The following is a 24,410-nucleotide window of genomic DNA, read 5'->3' as shown; positions in this document are numbered from 1 at the left end:
TCCGACAGAATGGGACGATTATAGCGGTTTTCAGGCGGTTTGGCTTTGCATTGTGTACCGTCCGGCTATGGATAGAGTTGATTGCAAATTGAAACAAAGCAGATACAATCCGCTTTATGTTTATGATTGGACTGAGGAACGGCCATGTCTTCGCACCCTTGTTTTTCCGAAACGATCGACCGCCGCACCCACGACGCGCTCTACGATTGGGCGCGGGCAAGTTACGGCGCGTCGGACGACTGGAACACGCTCTATCTGAACGGACTGGCTTTGGGTCGTCTGAATCCGTTTTGGCGCGAACGGATCAAACAAGACTGGCAGGAAGGGCTTTCTGAAATTTCAGACGACCTCTGCCTGCAAACGGACAACTGGCTGGCGATGGGCGACAGTTTGCAGCACTTGGCGCACGAATGGAAAAGCCTCGGACTGCTGTACGGCTGGCGCGACGAAAAGTTTGACGTGTGCGGCGACGCAGGCAAGGTGCTTTTTGCGTTGGAACGCGCCGCCTTCCGCCCGTTCGGACTCATGAGCCAAGCCGTCCACCTCAACGGACTGGTGCAAACCGACGGCGGCTGGCATTTTTGGATAGGCCGCCGCAGCCCGCACAAAGCCATCGATCCCAACAAACTCGACAACCTCGTCGGTGGCGGCATTGCCAGCGGCGAAACCCCGTTTGAAGCCGTCTGCCGCGAAAGCGAAGAAGAAGCCGGACTGATGCCGCCCGCCCTCGACACCCTCCGACCCGCCGCCCGAATCCACAGCCTGCGTCCCGTCTCGCGCGGCATCCACAACGAAATCCTGCACATCTTCGACATCGTCCTGCCCGAAACCGTCCGCCCCGAAAACCAAGACGGCGAAGTCGCAGGGTTTGAATTGATGAACGTTTCGCAACTTGTCGAAACCATGTTGTCCCAAACCATGATGCACGATGCCCAGCTCGTTACCCTCGAAGCCCTCAAACGCTACGGCGCGCTCGACAGGCAGCATCCGCTAAGCCTTTGGCTGGACAGCCTTTGCCGCTAAACGAAACCAATAAACAAAACCCCGCCGTTTCCCTTTCACGATTCCCCAAAAGGTCGTCTGAAACCCATGCTCCGACTTACCGACATCTGCAAACGCTTCGACAGCAAAACCGTCGCCGACCGCATCAGCCTGACCGTCTCCGCAGGCGAAACCCTCGCCGTCCTCGGACGCTCCGGCTGCGGCAAATCCACCCTGCTCAAAATCATCGCCGGCATTGTCAAGCCCGACAGCGGCGAAGTTTGGCTGGATGGGCAGGACATCACCGCCGTCCCGCCCGAAAAGCGCAACGTCTCGCTGATGTTTCAAGACTACGCCCTGTTCCCGCACCTGACCGCCCAAGAAAACGTCGGCTTCGGACTCAAAATGCGCCACCTGCCCAAAGCCGAAATCGAAGCACAAACCATGCAGGCGCTGCGCGACATCGGTTTGGAAAACGAAGCCCGCCGCAAACCCGGCAGCCTCTCCGGAGGCGAACAGCAACGCCTCGCCCTCGCCCGCGCCCTGATTATCAAACCGTCCCTGCTCCTCTTGGACGAAGCCTTCTCCAGCCTCGACACCCACCTGCGCCACAACCTCTACCGCCTGACTGACGAGAGCATCCGCCGTCAAAACATCCCCGCCGTCCTCGTAACCCATTCCCCCGAAGAAGCCGCCGCGCTGGCAGACCATATCGCCCTCATGCACGAAGGGCGCATCCTCCAATACGGCACGCCCGCCGAACTCTTCCGCCGCCCCGCCGACGCCCAAGCCGCCCGCCTGCTCGGGCTGCCCAACACCGACGATGCGCGCCACATCCCGACACACGCCATCCGTCCCGACCCGCAAGGTACACCCTGCCGCATCCTGTCCCTCACCCCCTTGCCCGACAGCCTGCGCCTGACCTTCGCCCACCCCGAATACGGCGAACTGACTACCCTTCTGCCCGCCGGACAGCTACCCGCCGGCGATACCGTGCCGATACATATCGATAAAAGACAAATCGTCTGGTTTGAACCGTCGCGATGATGTTTTGTGTCCCGCCGTCGTTTGACCCGTCGGGCAAATCAAAAAAGGTCGTCTGAAACTTTTCAGACGACCTTTGCTTTGACTTCCGACAGCTTGGGGAGTTAAAACAGCCAGAGCTTATTTTTTAATCGCGGTACGCATATTGTCGGCGATGTGGGTAGCGCCGACGGTCAGACCGGACATACCGATCAGCGATGCAGCGGCGAGTTTGATCAATTCTTTCATTTTGAGTCTCTTTCTTGTGTTTGTGTTGCGGATATTATAGTGGATTAACTTTAAACCGGTACGGCGTTGCCTCGCCTTAGCTCAAAGAGAACGATTCTCTAAGGTGCTGAAGCACCAAGTGAATCGGTTCCGTACTATCTGTACTGTCTGCGGCTTCGTCGCCTTGTCCTGATTTTTGTTAATCCAATATATCGTCGGGTCGGCTGATTATTTGCCGGCTTCGGCGATGTTTTTGGCGGCGGTCATCGCGCTGGCGGTCAGACCGGACATGCCAATCAGGGAGGCGGCTGCCAATTTAATTAAGTTTTTCATGGTCATCTCTCTTTCTTTTGTTCCCGCCGCCGAACTGGGCGGTCTGCGGTTCGCGCTTGTGTCGGCATCTGATGCCGGAATCGGTTGAAAGCCGAAAGCTGCTCCGCCGCGGGCAGGAAGGTTGTTTGTGGGGGTTTGGGAAGCGTTTAAAATATTTCGTTTGTTTTCAAATTATTTTTTTGCAGCGGTTTCGATATTGCGGGCAACCATAGAGGCTGAAGCGGTAACACCGGCCATACCGATTAAAGAGGCTGCGGCCAAGGTCAATAAATTTTTCATTTCGGGTAATCCTTTTACATATTAATCAAATGTTATTTAACAACATCTGTATTCGTCGTCGGCGTGTCTGCCATATCGACAGGTGTCATGATACCGCCTTAATTGATAAATTATACAGTTTTTTTGTAAAGAAAATAGCGGTATTAATGCTTTAATGTAATTATTTTGATAAATTATTTTTATTTTTGAAAATGACACCGATGTCTTGAAGAATGACACCGATGTCTTAGTTACAAGCCGATTACAAATTGTTTATTTTAGAATAGATACTCTCGGATTTTTTGTTGCCAAATTACATCATTTTAGAAAATTTTTAAATTTTCCTTTTATTTTTCAATCAGATAAAAAACAACACTTTTCCGCTTGGATTTTGGATTTTTAGTCTAAGGCTATAATTGCCATTGCCATTTTTTAAATAACCCATCTATTTTTGGCAAAAACAGGTCGTCTGAAACCAAAATCCCTGCCCGACAAACCTGAATCCGCTGTTTTCTTGTGAAATTGCTCATCAAATCTCTAGTCCGGCGCTGCCGTTTACGCGCCCATCAAATTGATTCGCTACCACTGCTGCACCCTGCGTTCTGCGAACCGCTGTTCGGCATCGGTTTATCAGTCATTCCACCTCATCCTATAGTGGATTAAATTTAAATCAGGACAAGGCGACGAAGCCGCAGACAGTACAGATAGTACGGAACCGATTCACTTGGTGCTTCAGCACCTTAGAGAATCGTTCTCTTTGAGCTAAGGCGAGGCAACGCCGTACTGGTTTAAAGTTAATCCACTATACTCAAGCGCGCAGCAAGCTTGCCCTGCAAACATGCTATATTGCCGTTTTTGCTTTTTCCGTTTTCAGACGACCTATGAATGCCCCGCTCCTCCTGACCGCCGCGCTTTCCTTTTTGTCCGGCGCGCTCATCACTTGGCTGCTCGCCCGAAATAAGGCGCAGACGCAGCAGTTTGCCCTGATGCAATCGCTTGCCGAGTGCCGCCAGCATCTTGAATTTTCCGAACAAAATCAGGCGCAAACCGCATCCGAGCTTGCCGATGCGCGCTATCATGTCCAAGATTTGCAGGGCGAGTTGCAGGAATTGGGCAACCGCTTTGCCGCCGCCGAACGCCAAATCGGCTATCTTCAAGAGCGCGAACAGGAAGCAGGTCGTCTGAAACAAGATTACGCCGAGCTTCAGGAAAACGCGCACAACCTGCACGTCCGCAACGAACGCCTCCACATCCAGCTCGAACAGGAACGCCTTGCCGCCGACGAAAAGCTCAAGCTCCTTGCCGAAGCCCGCCAAAGCTTGGACGACCAGTTCCAAAACCTTGCCAACACCATTTTGGAAGAGAAAAGCCGCCGTTTCACCGAGCAAAACCGCGACCACCTCAGCCAACTGCTGACCCCGCTCAACGAACGCATCCACGGCTTCAGCGAGCTGGTTCAGCAAACCTATGAAAAAGAAGCGCGCGAACGGCTGACCCTCGAAAACGAACTCAAACGCCTGCAAACCCTCAACACCCAACTGCACAGCGACGCCAAAGCCCTCACCGACGCGCTCACCGGCACGCAAAACAAAACCCAAGGCAACTGGGGCGAGATGATTTTGGAAAGCGTTTTGGAACATTCCGGCCTGCAAAAAGGACGCGAATACACCGTCCAAGCCGCTGCCGTCCGCCAAGAAGAAGACGGCGCGCGCCGCCTCCAGCCCGACGTCCTCGTCAACCTACCCGAAGGCAAGCAAATCGTCATCGATTCCAAAGTCTCGCTGACCGCCTACGTCCGCTATACCCAAGCCGCCGACGCCGCAACCGCCGAGCGCGAACTCGCCGCCCACGTCGCCAGTATCCGCGCCCACATCCGCAGCCTGTCGCAAAAAGACTATACCGACCTCGAAGGCGTGCGCACGTTGGACTTCGTGTTTATGTTCATCCCCGTCGAACCCGCCTACCTGCTCGCCCTGCAACACGATGCCGCCCTGTTCCAAGAATGTTTCGACAAACGCATCATGCCGGTCGGCCCGAGTACGCTGCTCGCCACCCTGCGCACCGTCGCCCACATCTGGCGCAACGAACAACAAAACCAAAACGCCCTCGCCATCGCGGCAGAAGGCGGCAGGCTTTACGACAAATTCACCGGCTTCATCCAAACGCTCGAGGCCGTCGGCAAGAACATCGACCAAGCGCAAAGCCAGTTCCAACAAGCCTACAAACAGCTCTCGCAAGGACGCGGCAACCTCGTCAGCCGCGCCGAAAAACTGCGCGCGCTGGGCGTCAAAACCACCAAACGCCTGCAACGCGATTTGGTGGAAAACGCCCAAGAATCTGCTTTGCAGGATAAGGGTTTGCCGGAAGGGGAAGAAGATTGACGGTTTCTTCGTCGTCGGGTTTCAGACGACGTATCAAAGACAAAAAGGACGCATGATGCGTCCTTTTTATTTTTAACTGATTCGCTTTGCTTTTAAACGACACTGGCCGTCAACCGCCCCTCCCGCCCACGCCTGTGCGGGGCAGGAATGAGAGCCGATAATTAAGTAATTAAGCAGTATCAATGCAAGCAGGTTGGCGAAACGGAGAAAACAACGCTGCGGCAAACAGGTCGTCTGAAAAAGGTTCGGACAAGCTCTGCTTTATTTATTTCAGCAAAACCGGCTTCTTTCAGTTTCAGACGACCTCAAAAGCGGCTTACATCCGCCCGACTGCCACGAAGCCCGGACTGTGCGGTATAATCATGAACATTCTTATAGTGAAATCAATCAAAAACGGACACAAAGCATTTATCCCGCCCACTATCTGACCGTACATTCAAACAGGAATGACCCACGCCGTCCTTTCCGCAAAAGGAACAGCGGCAATTTGAATATCCTGTTTTCATGTGTCCGCCCGAATTTCAAACTCTACACAGGAAACCGCCATGTTAGTCTGCAACCCTTACGAAGTCGTGATTCACGGCACAACCAACAAAGGCAAGATTTTCCGTCCCAGCGACTGGGCAGAACGCCTGTGCGGCATATTGTCCTCATTCACCAAAGACAACCGGCTGTCCTACTCCAACTGGGTGCGCCCCATTCTGGTGGACAACGTCCGCTGCGTCGCCGTCGATAAGAAACTCGAAGAAGACAATCCGCAGATGTTCCGTTTCCTGATGGACTTTGCTGCCGACAACGACTTGCGCATCATCGACTGCAAAGAGCTTTTGAAAGAACAGGAAGCCAAAGCACAAGGCGAACCTGCCGAACGCGTCCCGCTGGCGCAAGCCATCGAAGAAAAACACGCCGCCGAAAAAGCGCTGGTCCAAGCCGCCGCTGCCGACTACGTTTTGCGCGAAATCCCGCCCGAAGACACATCCACCGCCTTCGCCGCCCTCAGCGTCCTGCGTTCTTCATTGACCGACATCAGCAAATTCACCGAACAAATCAACACCGTCCAACGCCCCGCCGGCTACCGCCTCTTGGGTATTTTCGAAGAAGGCAAACACAACGCCGTCGCTGTCTGCGGCTTCCGCGAATCCTGCAACCTCGCCAGCGGCCGCCATATCCACATCGACGACATCGTTACCCTGCCGCAAAGCCGCCGCAAAGGCTACGCCTCCCGCCTGTTGGCAGAAGTCCGCAAAATCGGCGCGGAAACAGGCGTGACTAAAATCCACCTCAACGTCCACGTCAATCACGACCGCGTCGATGCGCACCGTCTGTATTTCAAAAACGGCTTCGAAATCTGCGCATACCATTTCCGCTGCGATCCTAAATAACCCAAAAGGTCGTCTGAAAACCAAATACGGTTTCAGACGACCTCTTTCCCTCCCGAGAAAGGAACCCCATGAAAACCGTCCTCAGCCTCACCGCCCTCTTCTTCCTTGCCGCCTGTACTTCTGCAACGGGAACGGGCGGCAGCTCGCAAGTCTATGGCGAAATCAAAACCGGCATCGAAAGCAGCCATACCCGATAACAGCCATAATAGTGAACCCGCGATAACTCAAAGGTCGTCTGAAAACATCATTCGGATTTTCAGACGACCTTTGTTTTGGCAAAACCCAAATCAGATTGGCAAACACACTCTCGGCAAAACATCTGCCGAATTATCGTTCCCGCTTCTCCTTTGCGGTGTCTTCCCGCCGTTTTTTCCCGTAAAATAATGCCTTTAACTCACGATACTTGTTTTCAGACGACCCGTCCCCACCGTAGAGGTCGTCTGAAATCCACTCTCTCTCAATTAAACCCAATACAATGATTCAAAAAATATTCTCATGGTTCGAATCCCGAATCGACCCTTACCCCGAGGCCGCCCCGAAAACGCCTGAAAAAGGGCTGTGGCGTTTTATCTGGAGCAACATCGAAGGCTTGCGCAAATGGATTGCCGTTTTGGCGGTGTTTACCGCCGGCATCGGCATCATGGAAGCGCTGCTGTTTCAATTTATGGGCAAAGTCGTGGACTGGCTCAGCAAATACACGCCCGCCACCCTGTTTGCCGAAAAAGGCTGGGCGTTGACGGCGATGGCGGCGATGATGGTGTTTTTCGCCCTCTGGACCTTCCTCGCGTCCAACGTGCGCCTGCAAACCCTGCAAGGCGTGTTCCCCATGCGCCTGCGCTGGAATTTCCACCGCCTGATGCTGGGGCAGAGCCTCGGCTTCTATCAGGACGAATTTGCCGGCCGCGTGTCCGCCAAAGTCATGCAGACCGCGCTGGCGTTGCGCGACGTGGTGATGACGGTTGCCGACATGGTCGTTTATGTGCTGGTGTATTTCATCACCTCCGGCGTGATTTTGGTCGCGCTCGACGGCTGGCTGCTGCTGCCCTTTATCGGCTGGATGATTGGCTTCTCCCTGATTATGCGCTTCCTGATTCCCAAGCTCGGCAAAACCGCTTCGCGTCAGGCGGATGCGCGCTCGCTGATGACCGGCCGCATTACCGACGCCTATTCCAACATCACCACCGTCAAACTCTTCTCCCACGGCGCGCGCGAAGCGGCTTACGCCAAGCAGTCGATGGAAGAGTTTATGGTTACGGTACACGCCCAAATGCGTTTGGCGACGCTCCTGCACACTTGCAGCTTCATCGTCAACAGCTCGCTAACCGCCGGCACGACCGCGTTGGGTATCTGGCTTTGGTATCACGGACAAGTCGGTGTCGGCGCGGTTGCCACCGCCACCGCTATGGCGTTGCGCGTCAACGGCCTGTCGCAATACATCATGTGGGAATCCGCCCGATTGTTTGAAAACATCGGCACCGTCAACGACGGCATGGCAACCCTGTCCAAACCGCAAACCATCCTCGACAAGCCGAACGCCCTGCCGCTGAAAGTGTCGCAAGGCGAAATCAAGTTCGAACACGTCGATTTCTCCTACGAAGCCGGCAAACCGCTGCTCAACGGCTTCAACCTCACCATCCGCCCGGGTGAAAAAGTCGGGCTGATCGGACGCAGCGGCGCGGGCAAATCCACCATCGTCAACCTGCTCTTGCGTTTCTACGAACCGCAAAGCGGCACGATTTCGATTGACGGGCAAAACGTGGACAGCGTGACCCAGGAAAGCCTGCGCGCCCAAATCGGTTTGGTGACGCAAGACACCTCGCTGCTGCACCGTTCCGTGCGCGACAACATCGTTTACGGCCGCCCCGACGCCACCGACGCCGAAATGATTTCCGCCGCCGAACGCGCCGAAGCCGCCGACTTCATCCCCAACCTTTCCGACGCCAAAGGGCGGCGCGGCTATGACGCGCACGTCGGCGAACGCGGCGTGAAACTCTCCGGCGGCCAACGCCAGCGCATCGCCATCGCCCGCGTCATGCTCAAAGACGCGCCGATTCTGCTGCTCGACGAAGCCACCAGCGCGCTCGACTCCGAAGTCGAAGCCGCCATCCAAGAAAGCCTCGACAAAATGATGGACGGCAAAACCGTCATCGCCATCGCCCACCGCCTCTCCACCATCGCCGCGATGGACAGGCTCATCGTCTTGGACAAAGGCCGCATCATCGAAGAAGGCAGCCACACCGAGTTGCTCGAGAAACAAGGTCTGTACGCCAAACTCTGGGCGCACCAAAGCGGCGGTTTCTTGAGCGAACACGTTGATTGGGAACATAATTGAGTGTCTTGCAGTAAGACAAAAGGTCGTCTGAAAATCCGGTTTTGAGTTTCAGACGACCCCAGTTCAAAATCATCTCGACAGGGCGCAAGATTGCGCCTTTCTTTTTTGGGTATAAATTACGAGTCTGACCGAAGGATGGAAAGGTCGTCTGAAACCGAAAATCAGGTTTCAGACGACCCTTAATTTTCGGCGGCCAGACAATCAAACCGCCGTAACCTTCCTGTCAAAGGGTGTTTCATTCCGCGTACTTGCACTATACTGCCCTGAAGAATACCGTCCGAAAGGAAAAACAATGAAATACGCTCCTGCCTTCCTCGCCCTTATCCTGCCCCTGTCCGTACAGGCAGCGGTCAACATCCAACGCTGGACCACCCCGCAAGGCGTGCAGGTCCTCTTGGCCGAGCGGCATGAAAATCCGATTATCGACATGGCAGTCAGCTTCCGAGGCGCAGGCAACGCGTCCGATCCCGACGGCAAAAGCGAAACCGCCGCCTTCACCGCCGCCCTGTTGACCAGCGGCACAAAAGAAATGGACGAAGAAACCTTCAACGCCCAAACTAACGGATTGGCAGTTGAAATCGGCAGCGGTACGGACAACGAAACCACCACCGCCACCCTGCGCAGCCTGAGCCGTCCGGACACACTCAAAAAAGCCGTTTCCCTGTTCAACGGCGCACTGACCCGCCCGCGTTTCGACGAAGCTGTGTTCCGCCGCAACCAAACGCAAGCCGCCACCTTCCTGCAACAACAGGAAACCAAACCCGACTTCACCGCCGCCCGCACATTGGCGCGCCTCTCCTATCCCGACCACCCTTACGGCAAAGACGCATACACCACCGTACAAAGCATAAACAGCATCACGATTGACGACATCCGCGCGTTTTACCGCACCCGCTACGGCAAAAACAATGCCGTCGTCGCCATCGTCGGCGATATAGACCGCAAAGGCGCCGACCGCCTCGTGCAAGACGCATTGTCCGGACTGCCCGACCGTGCTGCCGCATCGGCCGACGTTCCGCCCGTCAAAAAACATCCTGCACAACGCCGCGACATCCCCTTCGCCGGCGAACAGGCACAAATCATGCTCGGAATGCCGCTGATTACCCGCAACGACCCCGATTACTACGTGCTTATTGCCGGCAACTACGTCCTCGGCGGCGGCGGATTCGACAGCCGCCTGATGGAAGTCCTGCGCAATCAGAGGGGCGACACCTACGGCGTGTACAGCAACCTTACTCCGGAACGTCAGGCAGGCATGTTCACCATCGCTTATTCTTCGCGCAAACCCGCCGCCCGCGCCTCGCTTGCCGCCGCACAGGAAGTCATCAGGCAGTTCATCGCCGAAGGTCCGACCGAAGAAGAAATGGCTCAGGCAAAAGCCAACATCACAGGCAGCTTCCCCCTACGTTTCGATTCCAACGCCAAACTGCTCGGCTACCTGAACCTCATCGGCGTCTATAACCTGCCCGACGACTACCTTGAAGCCTACCCCAAAGCCGTCGCCAAACTGACCGCCGACGACGTCAAAGCCGCCTGGCAAAAACGCGTCCGCCCCGAAGACTTGAATATCGTCGTGGTCGGTGCGCAGTAAAGTTCGGGCTGAATAAACGCAAACGTCGTCTGAAAACAGGTTTTAGGTTTCAGACGACGTTTTTTATACTCGAAACGGCTTTCTTCTTCCAAACGCTTGTTACAGCGGATTCAAACGACAAGTCCCCATGCCGGCATTTACCCGCGCAGTCGGGAGTCCGGAAGGTTGAAATAATGGTGATTTCTAAATATTCCCTCAAACGAAGGGGGCGGATTCCCGCTGAACTACCCCCAAATCTTGGATACCCGATAAAAGCCTATTCAGGCACTCTGTGCAAGCTGGGTTCTGTACGCGACAGGACTCAGCTTTTTCAATTTCAAACTGCAACGCTCCCGGTTGTAGTAATCCATATAGTCATCTATCTGCTTCATCAATTCATCTACCGTCAATTCACCTGCGTTATAGAAACACTCCGTCTTTAACACCGCAAAGAAGCTTTCCATCGGCGCATTGTCCCAACAGTTTGCCTTTCGCGACATGCTTTGAACCATGGAATGCTCCGCAAGCAATTCCCTATACCCCGACGTACGGTACAGCACGCCTTGGTCGGAATGCAGCATCGTTCCTTCGCCGGTCAGACTGGGTACGGCTTTTTCAAGCATTTCCTTCACCATTTCGCTGTCGACTCTACGGCTCATGGCGTAGGCGACGATTTCCCAGTTGAACAGGTCCAATATCGGCGATAGATACAGTTTGCCGTCCTTTCCTTTGAGTTCGGTAACGTCGGTCAGCCATTTTTCGTTGGGCTTTTTGGCTTTGAATAGGCGTTTTCGGCGATGAAGAGTTTTTTGCGGTGTCGGGTCATGGTTTTGGATTGGGGATGTTCGAGTGCGCCGATGCCGCCTTCTTGATAGGCGCGTATCCATCGTCGCAGGTGGGTTCGTGAGATGCCATAGTGGTCTGCGGTACGCTGTTGGCTGCGTATATGCAGGTAGTGGAGTACGGCTTGGTATTTGAAGTGTAATGTATATTTGGTCATAAAAAACTGCACCTTGGTGGTTGGAGGGGATGTGTCCAACTTTTGGGGTGCAGTTCAGTTTTTTCAGACGACCTTTTATCCACAAGCTGATTGGTGATCAATCGCCCATGACTTTACCTTCGCGGCGCGGGTCGGCACCGCCGAGCAAACCGTCTTTGCCGATCACAATGCCTTGTACGCCGGAATTCAAATCGCGGATTTGGACTTTGTAGCCCAGTTTTTCCAATGCTGCCGCTTTGTCCGCCGCAGCGGTTTTTTCCTCGATTTCATACTGGCTGCCGCGATTGAGCATATTCGGCAGGGAGATTGCCGCTTGAATGTCCATGCCCCAGTCGATATGCGCCACCAACGTTTTGGCGACGAAACCGATGATGCGGCTGCCGCCGGGCGAACCGACTGCCAAATAAGGCTTACCGCCTTTCATCACAATGGTCGGCGCCATCGAAGAACGCGGCCGTTTGCCGCCCTCCACGCTGTTTGCCACCGTTTTACCGTCCGCGCCGACAGGGTTGAAAGCGAAATCGGTCAATTCATTGTTGAGCAGATAGCCGTTTGCCATCAGTCCCGAGCCGAACGCGTTTTCAATCGAAGTCGTCATCGACACGACGTTGCCGTCTTTATCCACAACCACCAAATGGCTGGTGGACGGCAGCTCTACCGCCATGCCCTGCGCGTATGCCTTGCCGAACTTGCCTGCCTGAATGTTCTCCAACGCCTTGTCGGATTGGCGGATTTCTTCGGCACGCGGTTTCAGGTAAGCCTGCGAAATCAGGGAACGGGTCGGGACGTTGACAAACGCGGGATCGCCGACGTAATAATCGCGGTCGGCAAACGCAATCCGCGACGCATCGCCTATCCAGCGCCAACTGTGGATATTTTCCGCACCCAACGCCTTCATATCCTGATTTTGCAGGACGCCCAAAATTTCGCCCAAAGCAATCGCGCCCGAACTTGGCGCGCCCATGCCACAGACTTCGTATTCACGATACGGCGCGCAAACCGGTTCGCGCTCGATAACGCGGTAGTTTTTCAAATCCGCCATACTGATTTTGCCGGGGTTATCCACAGCGCCGGTAACGGCACGGACAATATTCTGCGCCTGCGCCCCCTGATAAAACGGCGCGCTGCCTTTTTCCGCCAACAGGCGTACGGAGCGGGCAAATTCAGGGTTTTTCAACACCGTTCCCGCTACCAAAGGCTTGCCGTCGGGCAGGAAATACGCGGCGGTTTGCGGATAACGTTTCAAAGGCTCCAGATTCTGCTCGATGGATTTCGCCATGCGTGGTGAAACGGTAAAGCCTTGTTCCGCCAAAGCAATCGGTTTGTCAAACAGACTTGCCCAAGGCAATTTGCCGTAATGCTTGTGGACATCTTCCAGCAGCTTCGGAATCCCTGGCACACCGACCGAACGGCCGCCGACCACTGCGTTCATAAAGCCCATCGGCTTGCCGTTTTCATCCAAGAAAAGCGCCGGCGTTGCCGCTTTCGGCGCCGTTTCTCGGGCATCAAACGTCGTCAGTTTTTTCGCCTTATTGTCCCAATACACCAAAAACGCGCCGCCGCCCAAACCGGAAGACTGCGGTTCGGTCAGACCCAAGGTTGTCTGCATGGCGATCATCGCATCTATCGCGCTGCCGCCGCGTTTCAAAACCTCATATCCCGCTTCGGTCGCCAACGGATTGGCAGACGCCGCCATATAATGTTTGGCGCGGATCAATTTCTGCTCAGTCAGCCCCGTCCCTTGTTCCGGCGCATGGTTATCCACAGCCGTCGGCAAAGGCGCGGCATCAGGTTTCTGCATCGGCTGGTGCGCGCACGCTGCCAAAACCAAAGCTGCCAACAGGTTTAAGCTAAAGGAAAATTTCATATCTGCTCCCTTTTAGTTGAGATATTTTTCAGACGACTTGCGGTTGAAAAACACAAAAGGTCGTCTGAAACATGAAAACCGATTGGACTGTTTATCTCTTCGGACAGTTCCGTTTGAGCCCAGTATAAAACCGGCAGGCTGTGTGTATAGCCGGAAAGTTATACACAAAACCAAACCAGATTTCAAAATTATCCACATCTGCAAACAAGGCAAACAGCAGTTTATCCGCATTCAAAATCTGCATTCAACTTATTGAACTGAAAAAGGAATAAAAGTTATACACAAACAAATGCGCGACTTAATATAATCATCCATTTATTATTTAAAATCTTATTTATAGTCTGTTTCCCAACGCGCAGCCAAAGCCCGCAACGTAAAGGCATCTTTTCAAAAAATTAGATAGTTAAGGATTGTTAAACCTCTGTAAATCAGATAGAGTTACGGCTGATAAATTAAATTAATAATGGAGCTTCCATCAATGAAAGGCGATATCGGCGTCATCGGCTTGGCCGTTATGGGTCAAAATTTGATTTTGAATATGAACGATCACGGTTTCAAAGTCGTGGCGTACAACCGGACCACTGCTAAAGTAGACGATTTTCTCAACGGCGCAGCCAAAGGCACCAACATTATCGGTGCCTATTCATTGCAAGATTTAGTGGATAAACTGGAAAAACCGCGAAAAATCATGATGATGGTACGCGCAGGTTCTGTCGTTGACGACTTTATCGAGCAACTTGTCCCGCTTTTGGACCAAGGCGACATTATTATTGACGGCGGCAACGCCAACTATCCCGATTCCACCCGCCGCACGCACGAGCTGGCGGCAAAAGGCATCCGCTTTATCGGCGCAGGCGTTTCCGGCGGCGAAGAAGGCGCGCGTCACGGCCCATCCATTATGCCCGGCGGCGACGAAGCCGCATGGCCTGCCGTCAAACCCATTTTCCAAGCGATTGCCGCCAAAACCCCGCAAGGCGAACCCTGCTGCGACTGGGTCGGCCGCGACGGCGCGGGCCATTTCGTCAAAATGGTGCACAACGGCATCGAATACGGCGATATGCAGTTGATTTGCGAAGCCTACCAATTCATGAAAGACGGCTTGGGTCTGAGCTACGACGAAATGCACCGCATTTTCAGCGAATGGAACCAAACCGAGCTGGATTCCTACCTGATTGAAATCACCGCCGCGATTTTGGGCTACAAAGACGAAAACGGCGAACCTTTGGTCGAAAAAATCCTCGATACCGCCGGACAAAAAGGCACAGGCAAATGGACCGGCATCAACGCCCTCGATTTGGGCATCCCGCTGACGCTGATTTCCGAAGCCGTGTTCGCCCGCTGCGTATCCGCGTTCAAAGATCAACGCGTTCAAACCGGCCGCTTGTTCGGTAAAACCGTTACCCCCGTTGACGGCGACAAAGCCGCGTGGGTCGAAGCCCTGCGCCAAGCCCTGTTGGCATCCAAAATCATTTCCTACGCACAAGGCTTCATGCTCATCCGCGAAGCCAGCGAAAACAACGATTGGGCATTGAACTACGGCAACACCGCCCTTCTGTGGCGCGAAGGCTGCATCATCCGCAGCGCGTTCTTGGGCAACATCCGCGACGCATACGAAGTCAATCCCGATTTGGTGTTCTTGGGTTCCGACCCCTATTTCAAAGGCGTATTGGAAAACTGCCTGCCCGCATGGCGCAAAGTTGTCGCCAAAGCCATCGAATGCGGCATCCCCATGCCCTGCATGGCTTCCGCGATTACCTTCCTCGACGGCTACACCACCGAACGCCTGCCTGCCAACCTGCTGCAAGCCCAACGCGACTACTTCGGCGCGCACACCTACGAGCGCACCGACAAACCGCGCGGCGAATTCTTCCACACCAACTGGACAGGAAAAGGCGGCGATACGGCATCGACCACTTACGATATTTGATTTGTCTGAATCAGCGAAAAGGTCGTCTGAAAACCAAAATTTTGGTTTCAGACGACCTTTGCCGTTTGAAAGCATTGGTTTTTGACGAAATCCACGGATTGCTCACAACTTATCCACAATTTTAACCTCATCCCAATTCAATCAAACCAAACCTAATTCATTGAAAACTATCAATATACAAAAGGTCGTCTGAAAATTTTCAGACGACCTTTTAAATTGTTCACAAAATTATCAACAGGGCTAAGGGCTATCGGCATCAAACCAGATTCTGCGGATTGCCTGCGACGAAGCGGTTGATGTTGTCCACAAGGATGTCAAACAGACGGTTGGCGGCCTCTTGGCTTGCCCATGCAATGTGTGGCGTGACAATGAGGTTGGGCAGTCGAGCTTTCAGCAGAGGGTTGCCGTCGCGCGGCGGCTCTTGTGTTAACACGTCAAAACCTGCCCCGCCGATTTGGCCGTATTTCAACGCCGCAACCAAAGCGGCTTCATCAACCAAGCCGCCGCGCCCGCAGTTGATGAGGATGGCGCCGGGCTTCATCTGTTGCAACTCGGCTTCGCCTATCATGTTTGCCGTTTCCGGCGTGAGCGGGCAATGCAGCGACAGCGCGTCGGCAGTGCGGACGGCTTCGTCAAAGGAAACGTAGCCGTCGCGGACGGTTTCGGCGTGTTTGTGTTCGACAAACACGACCTTCATTTTGAACGCCTGTGCATAAGTTGCCAGCGTCTGTCCGATGTTGCCGCGACCGAAAATCGCCAGTGTTTTACCGTTTAAATCGCGCATCGGTGCGCCGAGGTGGCAGAAAAACGGCGAGTTTTCCCACAAGCCTGCTGCAACGTCTCGCTGATAGGCGGGCAGGTTGCGCATCAGGGTAATCATCATCATAAACGCGTGTTCCGCCACGGATTCATTGCCGTAAGCGCGGATGTTGCACACGCTCACGCCCGCTTGCTTGGCGGCAGCAAGGTCAACATTGTTGACGCCCGTCGCGGCTAGCGCAATCAGTTTGAGCTGCGGGTTGGCGGCGATGTGTTCGGCGGAAATCACGACTTTGTTGGTAATGATGATGTCCGCGCCCCGTATGCGCTCGGCGGTCTGATGCGCCTCAGTCGAACCATAGCTGCTTAAAGTATGCGGAAAATCAAAGTCAAACGGACGGTCGGCAAGCGTGTCGCGGTCGAGAACGGCAATGCACAGTGGATTCATATTTCACCTATCAAAAATAAAATAATTATTTAAATAAACTAATTTTGAATAAAATATTCAAAAGATACGGCGTAGTTGAGAATGGTTATTATCCGAATCATACAGGCATCACCATATCAGGAAACCATCATGATTAAAACCATGATCTTTGCCATTTTACATTTCGCCACCGCGTTCGGCGTTGCCTATATTTTGACCGGCAGCATCGGCATCTCAAGCGCAGTCGCGCTGGTCGAGCCGCTTGCCAACACCGTCGTTTTCTATTTCCACGAACAGGCATAGCGACGCTACGAAAAAATAAAACCGTGAAACAAGAATGGGCGACGCCGCTGCACCATTGTGGATAAGTTTTGACCAGAGGTCGTCTGAAAACGGGCTAGGGCATATTGTTTCTTATTGGTAAATATTCTTTCAACAAAATAGATATTTATCAATCAAAAAGAAATCAATAAAATGCTTTCCATCGCTTGAACGCCTATGCAGTTCATCTTTTATATTCAACATCATAAGGAAAGTATCATGAAAAAAGCACTCTTCGCCTCCCTCATCGCCGTTGCCGCCGCCGCATCTCTCGCCGACAGCCGCATTCCTGAATGGAACCATGCCAACGACTCCGGTCCCATTCCGGGCTTAACCCAAGTCGAATATCACGATGCGCACGATATGCGTAAAGATGATGACCGCGTGAAATTCACCGCACCTGCCACAGGTGTGCGCGAAATCACCGACATCGGCTACAACGACACCTATGCCCGCTCGTTGCAAAACGGCTCAAATTGATTGCTAAGCAGTTGATGATACATTGAAAGGTCGTCTGAAAACGTATCCATCCGTTTTCAGACGACCTTTTGCTTTATCGGAAACGGCAGCTATGATACCCTTCAGCGCGGAATATCGAAGAGTCGATATTGTTAACTGATTGAAAACGCTATGAAAGGATAAAACATGAGCGGTTTGATTATTGAAGATTTGCAGGAAGGCCACGGCAAAGAGGCCGTGAAAGGCAAGGAAATTACCGTACATTACACCGGTTGGCTGGAAGACGGCACCAAATTCGACTCCAGCCTTGACCGCCGTCAGCCGCTGACGATTACGCTGGGCGTGGGTCAGGTCATTCAAGGCTGGGACGAAGGTTTCGGCGGCATGAAGGAAGGCGGCAAACGCAAGCTGACCATCCCCGCCGAAATGGGCTACGGCGCACGCGGCGCAGGCGGCGTGATTCCGCCAAACGCGACGTTGGTGTTTGAAGTGGAGTTGTTGAAAGTTTACGAATAATGCCTGACGGCGTTGGGATGGATTTTCTACATTGAACTGAGCAAAAGGTCGTCTGAAAACCGAATTTTGAGGTTTTCAGACGACCTTTCATTGTCCGATTCCGTCTAAAAACAGTAAAATATCCGTTTTAAAAGATTCTGGAGCCATCATGACCGTCAAAACCCGTTTCGCCCCCAGCCCCACCGGCTACTTACACATCGGCGGCGTGCGCACCGCCTTGTTTTCATGGGCGTTTGCCCGCCATCACAAAGGCGAGTTCCTATTGCGTATCGAAGACACCGACTTGGCGCGTTCCACCGCCGAATCCGTCAACATCATCCTCGACGGCATGAAATGGGTCGGTCTCGATTACGACAATGCCGACAACGTCGTGTACCAAACCCGCCGTTTCGACCGCTATAAAGAAGTCATCGCCGAACTCTTGGAAAAAGGCGCCGCCTACTACTGCTATTGCAGCAAAGAAGAGCTGGAAGCCATGCGTGAGAAAGCCGAAAAAGAAGGCACGGCGACTTATGACCGCCGCTGGCGCCCCGAAGCAGGCAAAACCCTGCCCGAAATCCCTGCCGACGTGCAACCCGTCGTCCGCTTCAAAACGCCTTTGGACGGCGTCACCAAGTGGACGGACTTGGTCAAAGGCGAAATCTCCATTCCCAACGAAGCACTCGACGACCTGATTATCGCCCGCGCCGACGGCACGCCGACCTATAACTTCTGCGTCGTCGTGGACGACTACGACATGGGCGTTACCCACGTTATCCGCGGCGACGACCATGTGAACAACACCCCGAAACAAATCAACATCTTAAAAGCCATCGGCGCGAACCTGCCCGAATACGGCCACCTGCCCATGATTCTCAACGAACAAGGCAAAAAAATCTCCAAACGCAGCGGTGATACCGTCGCCATCACTGATTTCGGCGCGATGGGCATCCTGCCTGAAGCCATGCTCAACTATCTGGCTCGTTTGGGCTGGGCGCACGGCGACGACGAGTTCTTCACGATGGAACAATTCATCGAATGGTTTGATTTGAAAGACGTTTCCCCGTCTCCAAGCCGCATGGACTTGAAAAAGCTCTACTGGATCAACGGCGAACACATCAAAATCACGCCCAACGAAAAACTCGCCGAACTCGTCAAACCCCGCCTCGCCCTGCGCGACATTTACGACACGGCAAAACCCGCGTTGGAAGACGTGTTGGCACTGGTCAAAGACCGCGCCCAAGACCTGAACACGCTCGCCGACGAGTGCCTCTACTTCTACGTCAAACAAACGCCCGCCGAAGCGGACGTGCAGAAACATTGGGACGACGAAGCCGCCACCCGTATGCTGCGCTTCGCCGAACGCCTCGAAGGGCTGGAAGACTGGAACGCCGAAGCCATCCACGACCTGTTCAAACCCTTCTGCGACGAAGAAGGCATCAAAATGGGCAAACTCGGCATGCCCCTGCGCCTCGCCGTCTGCGGCACAGCGAAAACCCCCAGCGTTGATGCCGTGTTGGCATTAATCGGCAAGGAAGAAGTGTTGAAACGGATTCGTTCTTAAAACGTTGAAAAGGTCGGCGGATTCGCATTTGAAGTGCAACTTTCCATAACAGAAAAAGGCCAGTATGCGGTAGCATACGGCCTTTCCTGCAAGAAAGATTGCCATGAGCTACACACAACTGACCCAAGACGAACGATACCATATCCAATACCTGTCCCGCTACTGCACCATCGCCGAAATCGCCAAACAGCTCAACCGCCACAAAAGCACCATCAGCAGAGAAATCAAGCGGCACTGCATCCAAGGACAGCAATACAGCGCCGAAAAAGCACAGAAGCAAAGCCGGCTGACCAAACAGCACCGGCGAAAACCCTATAAGCTCGATTCGCAGCTGATTCAACACATCGACACCCTTATCCGCCGCAAACTCAGTCCCGAACAAGTATGCGCCTACCTGCATAAACACCACGAGATCACACTCCATCACAGCACCGTTTACCGCTACCTCCGCCAAGACAAAAGCAACGGCGGCACTTTGTGGCAACATCTCAGAATATGCAGCAAACCCTACCGCAAACGCTACGGCAGCACATGGACCAGAGGCAAAGTGCCCGACCGCGTCGGCATAGAAAACCGACCTGCTATCGTCGACCGGAAAACCCGCATCGGCGATTGGGAGGCCGACACCATCGTCGGCAAAAATCAGAAAAGCGCGTTATTGACCTTGGTCGAACGCACTACCCGCTACACCATCATCTGCAAATTGAAGAACTTAAAAGCCGAAGACACTGCCCGGGCGGCCATTAGGGTATTAAAGGCATATAAAGCCAGAGTCCACACCATTACCATGGATAACGGCAAAGAGTTCTACCAACACACCAAAATAGCCAAAGCATTGAAGGCGGAAACCTATTTTTGCCGCCCTTACCATTCTTGGGAGAAAGGGCTGAATGAGAACACCAATGGACTCATCCGGCAATATTTCCCCAAACAAACCGATTTCCGAAACATCAGCAATCGGGAGATACGCAGGGTTCAAGATGAGTTGAACCACCGGCCGAGAAAAACACGTGGCTACGAAACGCCAAGTGTTTTATTCTTAAATCTGTTCCAACCACTGGTACCCTAGTGTTGCACTTGAAATCCGAATCCAAGGTCGTCTGAAAATTTTGAACTGCCCCCAAATCTTGGACACCCGATAAAAGCCTATTCAGGCGCTCTGTGCAAGCTGGGTTCTGTATGCGACAGGACTCAGCTTTTTCAATTTCAAACTGCAACGCTCCCGGTTGTAGTAATCCATATAGTCATCTATCTGCTTCATCAATTCATCTACTGTCAATTCACCTGCGTTATAGAAACACTCCGTCTTCAACACCGCAAAGAAGCTTTCCATCGGCGTATTGTCCCAACAGTTCGCCTTTCGCGACATACTTTGAACTTCAGTTTTTCAGACGACCTTATATATTTCGCTTCCGTTAAGGGAGCGTAAAATACATTTAGAACCCCTTGACAAATTCGATTAACCGACATTTGAGAGGGGTCTAAAATGTTTTTACAGCAACAAATTGAGTTTCAGCAGCAAGCGGCCGCGAAGCGTGCCGTGCTTCCTTGTCTAAATAGTAACAACTGCATTGACGAAAAAAATACCAATGTAATCAAGGAAAAGCAAAAACCCGCAAGTATAGAAAAATACCTGCCGAACACAGCAAAACCCGAATTCAACGAATTTTCCACCTCACACAAGAAATCCGCCGCCGCCCTTGAGATGAATGTACGCCAATTCATCGAAGTTTTCGGAATTGAAAAGGTCGGATTCCTTACCCTCACATTTGCCGACGAAGTACAAGACGTTAAAGAGGCAAGCCGCCGCTTTCACAGCCTGCGCACAAACTTTCTTAAAAAGCATTTCGAACACTATGTCTGTGTATACGAGCGCATGAAAAGCGGTCGTATTCACTTCCATCTTATCGTCAACACCCGCGAAGACATCCGCCGCGGTCTGAATTTCCAACAAATTCAAGCTCGTAACTACACAAGCGCAAATAAAAATCTACGTCAGCTTTGGCAAGTTCTCCGTGAAAACATGGAAAAGTACGGATTCGGACGATCCGAACTGCTGCCCGTTAAAACCAACAGCAAAGGTCTTGCCAGATATGTTGGCAAGTACATCGCCAAACACATTGATAGCCGTCTGCCTGAAGACAAAGGCTACCGTCTTATTCGTACCACCATAGACAAAAAACAGTTGTGGAAGATTGCGAACAGCAATTTTTCGTTTGTATCCGCAGGTTCGCGCCAGTGGCGCGAGAAGCTGCAAAAGTGGGTTATCTGCATTGAACCCCTTTTACAGGCGCATGCCGAGCTTTTTTACGAAAGAAAGCCCAAAAAGATTACAGAGGACAATTACAACGCCGTCCTATCAGCCCTTTTAAGCCCGAAATGGGCGTTTTATAACCGAGAAACCATCATCAATATGCCCTAAGTTGGCAGAAAGGAAACATCATGTCTCAAGAAAACGAACGCAAACAAGGTATTTTCGTCATCGCCGCATTTGACCGAATGTTCACACGCGAACGCAAAAACCAAGACGGCACATTCAGCAAAACCCACTATGTCGGTCTGATTATCCGTTCAGACACCGAAACCCGCCTTTGCGAAGTCCGCACCAAACATCCCGAAAAGTACGAGCAGTATAAACCGCAGCAAATCGTCTCCATGCAGGTATTTCCCCGTGCATTTAAAGACAACATCTACTATTCGGACGAAGCATAAACCAGTTTCAGGGGTTCGGCGGTGTCCCCTGAATTGACCCCGAAACACCGCCATAACCATTTTTTTAACTCCATAAAGGAAAACATCATGAGTATCAAAACCAAATTTCAAAAAGCAGCCGCATTTGTAACCGTTTCAGCATTGCCGGTAATGGCATTCGCAGAAGATAGCGGCATGGTTGAAGCCGCCAAAACGGAACTCGGTGGATTGAAAACAGGCATTATTGCCGTCGGCGCAGTTGCTGTTGCTTTGGCTGTTGCCGCCGTTTCCATCAGTGTTATCAAATCCGCAGTGAAACGTTCCGCATAAGGTGCAACATGGGTTATCAGGTCGGTCGAATATGTCATGAAACGGCAGAGCAGGCAAAAAACGAAGTGATGACCCAAGTCGTACCGACCATAGATAAAGACGGGGTGCTGCATCACCCCGTTTTTAACGGGCAGACTTGGACTTATAACGAACAGACCGTAAAACTTCAGTTTCCGCAGTGCGACAGCATGAAATATTACCGTCTCGGCGAACAAATCGGCATACAGATGATGTTTGTAATGATTTCACTTTTTGCCGTTGTCGTTATTGTGAAACTGGTTTTATGGCAGAGAGAAAGAAATGAAGAATGACACCCGAATCAGCGTTTTTACTGGGTATGGTAAAGCCCCTAACATTAGCCGTCTTTCTGTATGTCTTGGCTCGCTCTTGGTCGTAGGGCAGGCATGGGCAGACGCAGGACTGCCGCCGCCAGCACAACATCAGGGGGCGGGTTTCCCGTCTGAGCAAGCATTAAGACAAAAGGGCTACGACCCGAAAACGGGCGTATGGCGAGTGCAAAGCCAAAACAACGGCAGACCGACCGTAACCAAGTCGGGCGATACCATCAAGGGGTCACAACCGAAGACCGTAACCGTAACGGGCAATTATGGAGAAAAGGGAACGATTCGGACGACACAAACGCAGACTGTAAGCTCGTCAAAATTGCAGAATACTATAAATGGCGTTTGGGCAGGTGGTGCATTGGCAGCTTCGGTTGATAAACATAGTGGTTTGATGGGAGCAAGAATAAGGTCAGGAGATTATAAAGGTGCTGTCGAAAGTGGTGTTTTAATGGCTGGTACCTTTGGAAATAATTTGTTTGGAGGAATTGCAGAGTCCTTGGGGAATTTAGGACGTGGATTAGGTTTGATTGATAGCCCGTCTCCTCAAGATTTAAGACAAGCTGGAGAACGTTTTTATCAATGGCAAATGCAGAAGGAACAAAGCGGTCAATTAGGCGAAGCAGTCGCAGCCGCAGCCGCCCGAAAAGCAGCCGAAGGAGCAGCAGAAGCAGCCAAACAGCAAGAGCAATGGCAGAAAGCAAAAGAAAGTCAAAAAGAAAATGGTCTTTATCCCGTCAACGTTATTTTTAGGGAACAATCGCCAACGGGGAAAATATATTACTCAAACAAAATATATTATTCATATTTAAAAAATTTTTATAACAATAATAATGGTGTAAATCAAGGTGGTTCGGCAAAAATTTATTTAAGAGGTGTGCAAGGTGATTATGTTTATTATCAATTTAAAGATAAGAATTCTAGTACTGTTGGAGTAGAAGCATCATCGACTTTTAAACCTGACCCACAAAAAACAGTCGAAAATATGACGCTCAATCAAAAGGATATCAAAGACATATTAGAGCGTATGTTGAATAACCAACAGACTAACCATGCCGAACTGATGAATCAGTTGTCCAAAATTGGCGATTCCGTTGAAAAATCCACGATTTCGAATGAATTCACGCCGATGACCGCCGATTCAGCACCCTACACCCCGCAAGGCAGCAATACACCTCAACAAACAAGATTCACGATAAATAGAGACGGTTCGATTACGACAACCATTATTCCGCGTCCTGATCTGAAACCAAATTCAACCCTAGCACCGACACGCAGCGAAATAATACCGACACCGAATAAAGGACAGAACACACCGACAACACCCAATAGTCCGAATACACCTACAACGCCTGATAGTCCGAATGTACCGACGACACCGAACATTCCGAATACGCCGAACAATCCGACAGGGCAGCAAAATCAAAACCAAGAGAATCAGAAGCAGGACTTTTGTCAGCAAAACCCGAATGCTGCTCAATGTATGCCGGGTGGCGATGCGAGCTATGAAGACATCGTCTTGCCTGAAAACACAATAGATTTGGATTTCAAGCCTTTGGACGTATTCCAGTCTGACGGGACGTGTCCCGCTCCCCGTTCCGTCGATTTCGGTGCATTGGGACAGGTAGAGTTCAGTTATGACCCGTTGTGCGATTTGGCGCGCAAGCTTCGCCCTATCTTCATCGCAATATGCGTGCTGACCTGTGCCTATTTTGTCTATGAATCCGTAAAGGAATTGTGA

25 protein-coding genes and 1 pseudogene are annotated in these 24,410 nt (G+C 52.3%); 19 read left to right on the top strand and 7 right to left on the bottom strand.

Features of this window, described 5'->3' with window-relative positions; genetic code table 11:
* Positions 1-144 precede the first annotated feature (144 nt).
* Both NM96_11485 and NM96_11480 read left to right on the top strand, forming a co-directional pair.
* The gene (locus tag NM96_11485) at positions 145-1,023 is read left to right on the top strand and encodes an NUDIX domain-containing protein (protein ID AVR79863.1); all 879 of its coding nucleotides are present in this window, start codon (positions 145-147) and stop codon (positions 1,021-1,023) included.
* Positions 1,024-1,089: 66 nt separating this feature from the next.
* Positions 1,090-2,028 carry an ABC transporter ATP-binding protein gene (locus NM96_11480; protein AVR79862.1) on the top strand — a complete coding sequence of 313 codons (939 nt, stop codon included), beginning with the start codon at positions 1,090-1,092 and terminating at the stop codon, positions 2,026-2,028.
* A gap of 852 nt (positions 2,029-2,880) precedes the next feature.
* On the opposite strand, the gene NM96_11475 is transcribed toward NM96_11480, so the two are convergent.
* Positions 2,881-3,042 (bottom strand): DNA helicase UvrA, encoded by a 162-nt coding sequence (locus tag NM96_11475; GenBank protein AVR80336.1) that lies wholly within the window; start codon positions 3,040-3,042, stop codon positions 2,881-2,883.
* A gap of 662 nt (positions 3,043-3,704) precedes the next feature.
* Here NM96_11475 and NM96_11470 point away from each other — a divergent pair.
* The 3 genes from NM96_11470 to NM96_11460 all read left to right on the top strand — a co-directional run bounded on the left by NM96_11470 (position 3,705) and on the right by NM96_11460 (position 6,586).
* The gene (locus NM96_11470) at positions 3,705-5,204 is read left to right on the top strand and encodes a DNA recombination protein RmuC (GenBank protein ID AVR79861.1); all 1,500 of its coding nucleotides are present in this window, start codon (positions 3,705-3,707) and stop codon (positions 5,202-5,204) included.
* 182 nt (positions 5,205-5,386) lie between these two features.
* Positions 5,387-5,632: a hypothetical protein gene (locus NM96_11465; protein AVR79860.1), complete on the top strand. Its 246-nt coding sequence runs from the start codon at positions 5,387-5,389 to the stop codon at positions 5,630-5,632.
* A 117-nt stretch (positions 5,633-5,749) separates the two neighbouring features.
* Positions 5,750-6,586, top strand: coding sequence for a GNAT family N-acetyltransferase (locus tag NM96_11460; protein AVR79859.1), 837 nt, complete (start codon positions 5,750-5,752; stop codon positions 6,584-6,586).
* Between the two features lie 327 nt (positions 6,587-6,913).
* Here the strand turns inward: NM96_11460 and NM96_11455 are convergent, their stop codons facing one another.
* Entirely contained in the window at positions 6,914-7,057 is a 144-nt protein-coding gene (locus NM96_11455; GenBank protein AVR79858.1) for a ribonuclease H, read from the bottom strand.
* 4 nt (positions 7,058-7,061) lie between these two features.
* On the opposite strand from NM96_11455, the gene NM96_11450 reads away from it, so the two are divergent.
* On the top strand, positions 7,062-8,918 hold the full coding sequence (locus NM96_11450; protein ID AVR79857.1) for a multidrug ABC transporter ATP-binding protein: 1,857 nt from the start codon (positions 7,062-7,064) through the stop codon (positions 8,916-8,918).
* A 292-nt stretch (positions 8,919-9,210) separates the two neighbouring features.
* Positions 9,211-10,509 (top strand): insulinase family protein, encoded by a 1,299-nt coding sequence (locus tag NM96_11445; GenBank protein AVR79856.1) that lies wholly within the window; start codon positions 9,211-9,213, stop codon positions 10,507-10,509.
* Positions 10,510-10,769: 260 nt separating this feature from the next.
* Here NM96_11445 and NM96_11440 read toward each other — a convergent pair whose 3' ends face one another.
* The 3 genes from NM96_11440 to ggt all read right to left on the bottom strand — a co-directional run bounded on the left by NM96_11440 (position 10,770) and on the right by ggt (position 13,355).
* On the bottom strand, positions 10,770-11,375 hold the full coding sequence (locus tag NM96_11440; protein ID AVR80335.1) for a hypothetical protein: 606 nt from the start codon (positions 11,373-11,375) through the stop codon (positions 10,770-10,772).
* Positions 11,237-11,488 carry a helix-turn-helix domain-containing protein gene (locus NM96_11435; GenBank protein ID AVR79855.1) on the bottom strand — a complete coding sequence of 84 codons (252 nt, stop codon included), beginning with the start codon at positions 11,486-11,488 and terminating at the stop codon, positions 11,237-11,239. The genes NM96_11440 and NM96_11435 overlap by 139 nt, the downstream gene beginning before the upstream one ends.
* Before the next feature lie 97 nt (positions 11,489-11,585).
* On the bottom strand, positions 11,586-13,355 hold the full coding sequence (gene ggt, locus NM96_11430; GenBank protein AVR79854.1) for a gamma-glutamyltransferase: 1,770 nt from the start codon (positions 13,353-13,355) through the stop codon (positions 11,586-11,588).
* 478 nt (positions 13,356-13,833) lie between these two features.
* On the opposite strand from ggt, the gene NM96_11425 reads away from it, so the two are divergent.
* On the top strand, positions 13,834-15,282 hold the full coding sequence (locus NM96_11425) for a phosphogluconate dehydrogenase (NADP(+)-dependent, decarboxylating) (protein ID AVR79853.1): 1,449 nt from the start codon (positions 13,834-13,836) through the stop codon (positions 15,280-15,282).
* A gap of 256 nt (positions 15,283-15,538) precedes the next feature.
* Here NM96_11425 and NM96_11420 read toward each other — a convergent pair whose 3' ends face one another.
* On the bottom strand, positions 15,539-16,489 hold the full coding sequence (locus tag NM96_11420) for a hydroxyacid dehydrogenase (protein ID AVR79852.1): 951 nt from the start codon (positions 16,487-16,489) through the stop codon (positions 15,539-15,541).
* 129 nt (positions 16,490-16,618) lie between these two features.
* On the opposite strand from NM96_11420, the pseudogene NM96_11415 reads away from it, so the two are divergent.
* From NM96_11415 to NM96_11390, 6 genes and pseudogenes are all read left to right on the top strand, one after another.
* Positions 16,619-16,836: pseudogene (locus NM96_11415) on the top strand (hypothetical protein).
* Between the two features lie 172 nt (positions 16,837-17,008).
* Positions 17,009-17,269 carry a hypothetical protein gene (locus tag NM96_11410; protein AVR79851.1) on the top strand — a complete coding sequence of 87 codons (261 nt, stop codon included), beginning with the start codon at positions 17,009-17,011 and terminating at the stop codon, positions 17,267-17,269.
* 22 nt (positions 17,270-17,291) lie between these two features.
* The gene (locus NM96_11405) at positions 17,292-17,408 is read left to right on the top strand and encodes an aerotaxis receptor Aer (GenBank protein ID AVR79850.1); all 117 of its coding nucleotides are present in this window, start codon (positions 17,292-17,294) and stop codon (positions 17,406-17,408) included.
* A gap of 26 nt (positions 17,409-17,434) precedes the next feature.
* The gene (locus tag NM96_11400; protein AVR79849.1) at positions 17,435-17,764 is read left to right on the top strand and encodes an FKBP-type peptidyl-prolyl cis-trans isomerase; all 330 of its coding nucleotides are present in this window, start codon (positions 17,435-17,437) and stop codon (positions 17,762-17,764) included.
* A 148-nt stretch (positions 17,765-17,912) separates the two neighbouring features.
* Positions 17,913-19,307, top strand: a complete 1,395-nt coding sequence (locus tag NM96_11395) for a glutamate--tRNA ligase (protein AVR79848.1) — start codon at positions 17,913-17,915, stop codon at positions 19,305-19,307.
* Positions 19,308-19,410: 103 nt separating this feature from the next.
* Entirely contained in the window at positions 19,411-20,376 is a 966-nt protein-coding gene (locus NM96_11390) for an IS30 family transposase (GenBank protein AVR79847.1), read from the top strand.
* 81 nt (positions 20,377-20,457) lie between these two features.
* On the opposite strand, the gene NM96_11385 is transcribed toward NM96_11390, so the two are convergent.
* Complete coding sequence (locus NM96_11385) at positions 20,458-20,676, bottom strand: hypothetical protein (protein ID AVR79846.1); 219 nt, start codon at positions 20,674-20,676, stop codon at positions 20,458-20,460.
* A gap of 117 nt (positions 20,677-20,793) precedes the next feature.
* On the opposite strand from NM96_11385, the gene NM96_11380 reads away from it, so the two are divergent.
* The 5 genes from NM96_11380 to NM96_11360 all read left to right on the top strand — a co-directional run bounded on the left by NM96_11380 (position 20,794) and on the right by NM96_11360 (position 24,410).
* Positions 20,794-21,729, top strand: a complete 936-nt coding sequence (locus NM96_11380) for a phasyl DNA replicon protein arp (GenBank protein ID AVR79845.1) — start codon at positions 20,794-20,796, stop codon at positions 21,727-21,729.
* Between the two features lie 20 nt (positions 21,730-21,749).
* Positions 21,750-22,019 carry a hypothetical protein gene (locus tag NM96_11375; GenBank protein ID AVR79844.1) on the top strand — a complete coding sequence of 90 codons (270 nt, stop codon included), beginning with the start codon at positions 21,750-21,752 and terminating at the stop codon, positions 22,017-22,019.
* A gap of 87 nt (positions 22,020-22,106) precedes the next feature.
* Positions 22,107-22,328, top strand: a complete 222-nt coding sequence (locus NM96_11370) for a hypothetical protein (GenBank protein AVR79843.1) — start codon at positions 22,107-22,109, stop codon at positions 22,326-22,328.
* 8 nt (positions 22,329-22,336) lie between these two features.
* The gene (locus tag NM96_11365) at positions 22,337-22,639 is read left to right on the top strand and encodes a hypothetical protein (protein AVR79842.1); all 303 of its coding nucleotides are present in this window, start codon (positions 22,337-22,339) and stop codon (positions 22,637-22,639) included.
* Positions 22,629-24,410, top strand: coding sequence for a hypothetical protein (locus tag NM96_11360; protein ID AVR79841.1), 1,782 nt, complete (start codon positions 22,629-22,631; stop codon positions 24,408-24,410). The genes NM96_11365 and NM96_11360 overlap by 11 nt, the downstream gene beginning before the upstream one ends.

This window comes from Neisseria mucosa (assembly GCA_003028315.1).
Classification (GTDB): Bacteria; Pseudomonadota; Gammaproteobacteria; order Burkholderiales; family Neisseriaceae; genus Neisseria; species Neisseria mucosa.
This window is presented reverse-complemented; position numbering and strand designations above follow the sequence as displayed.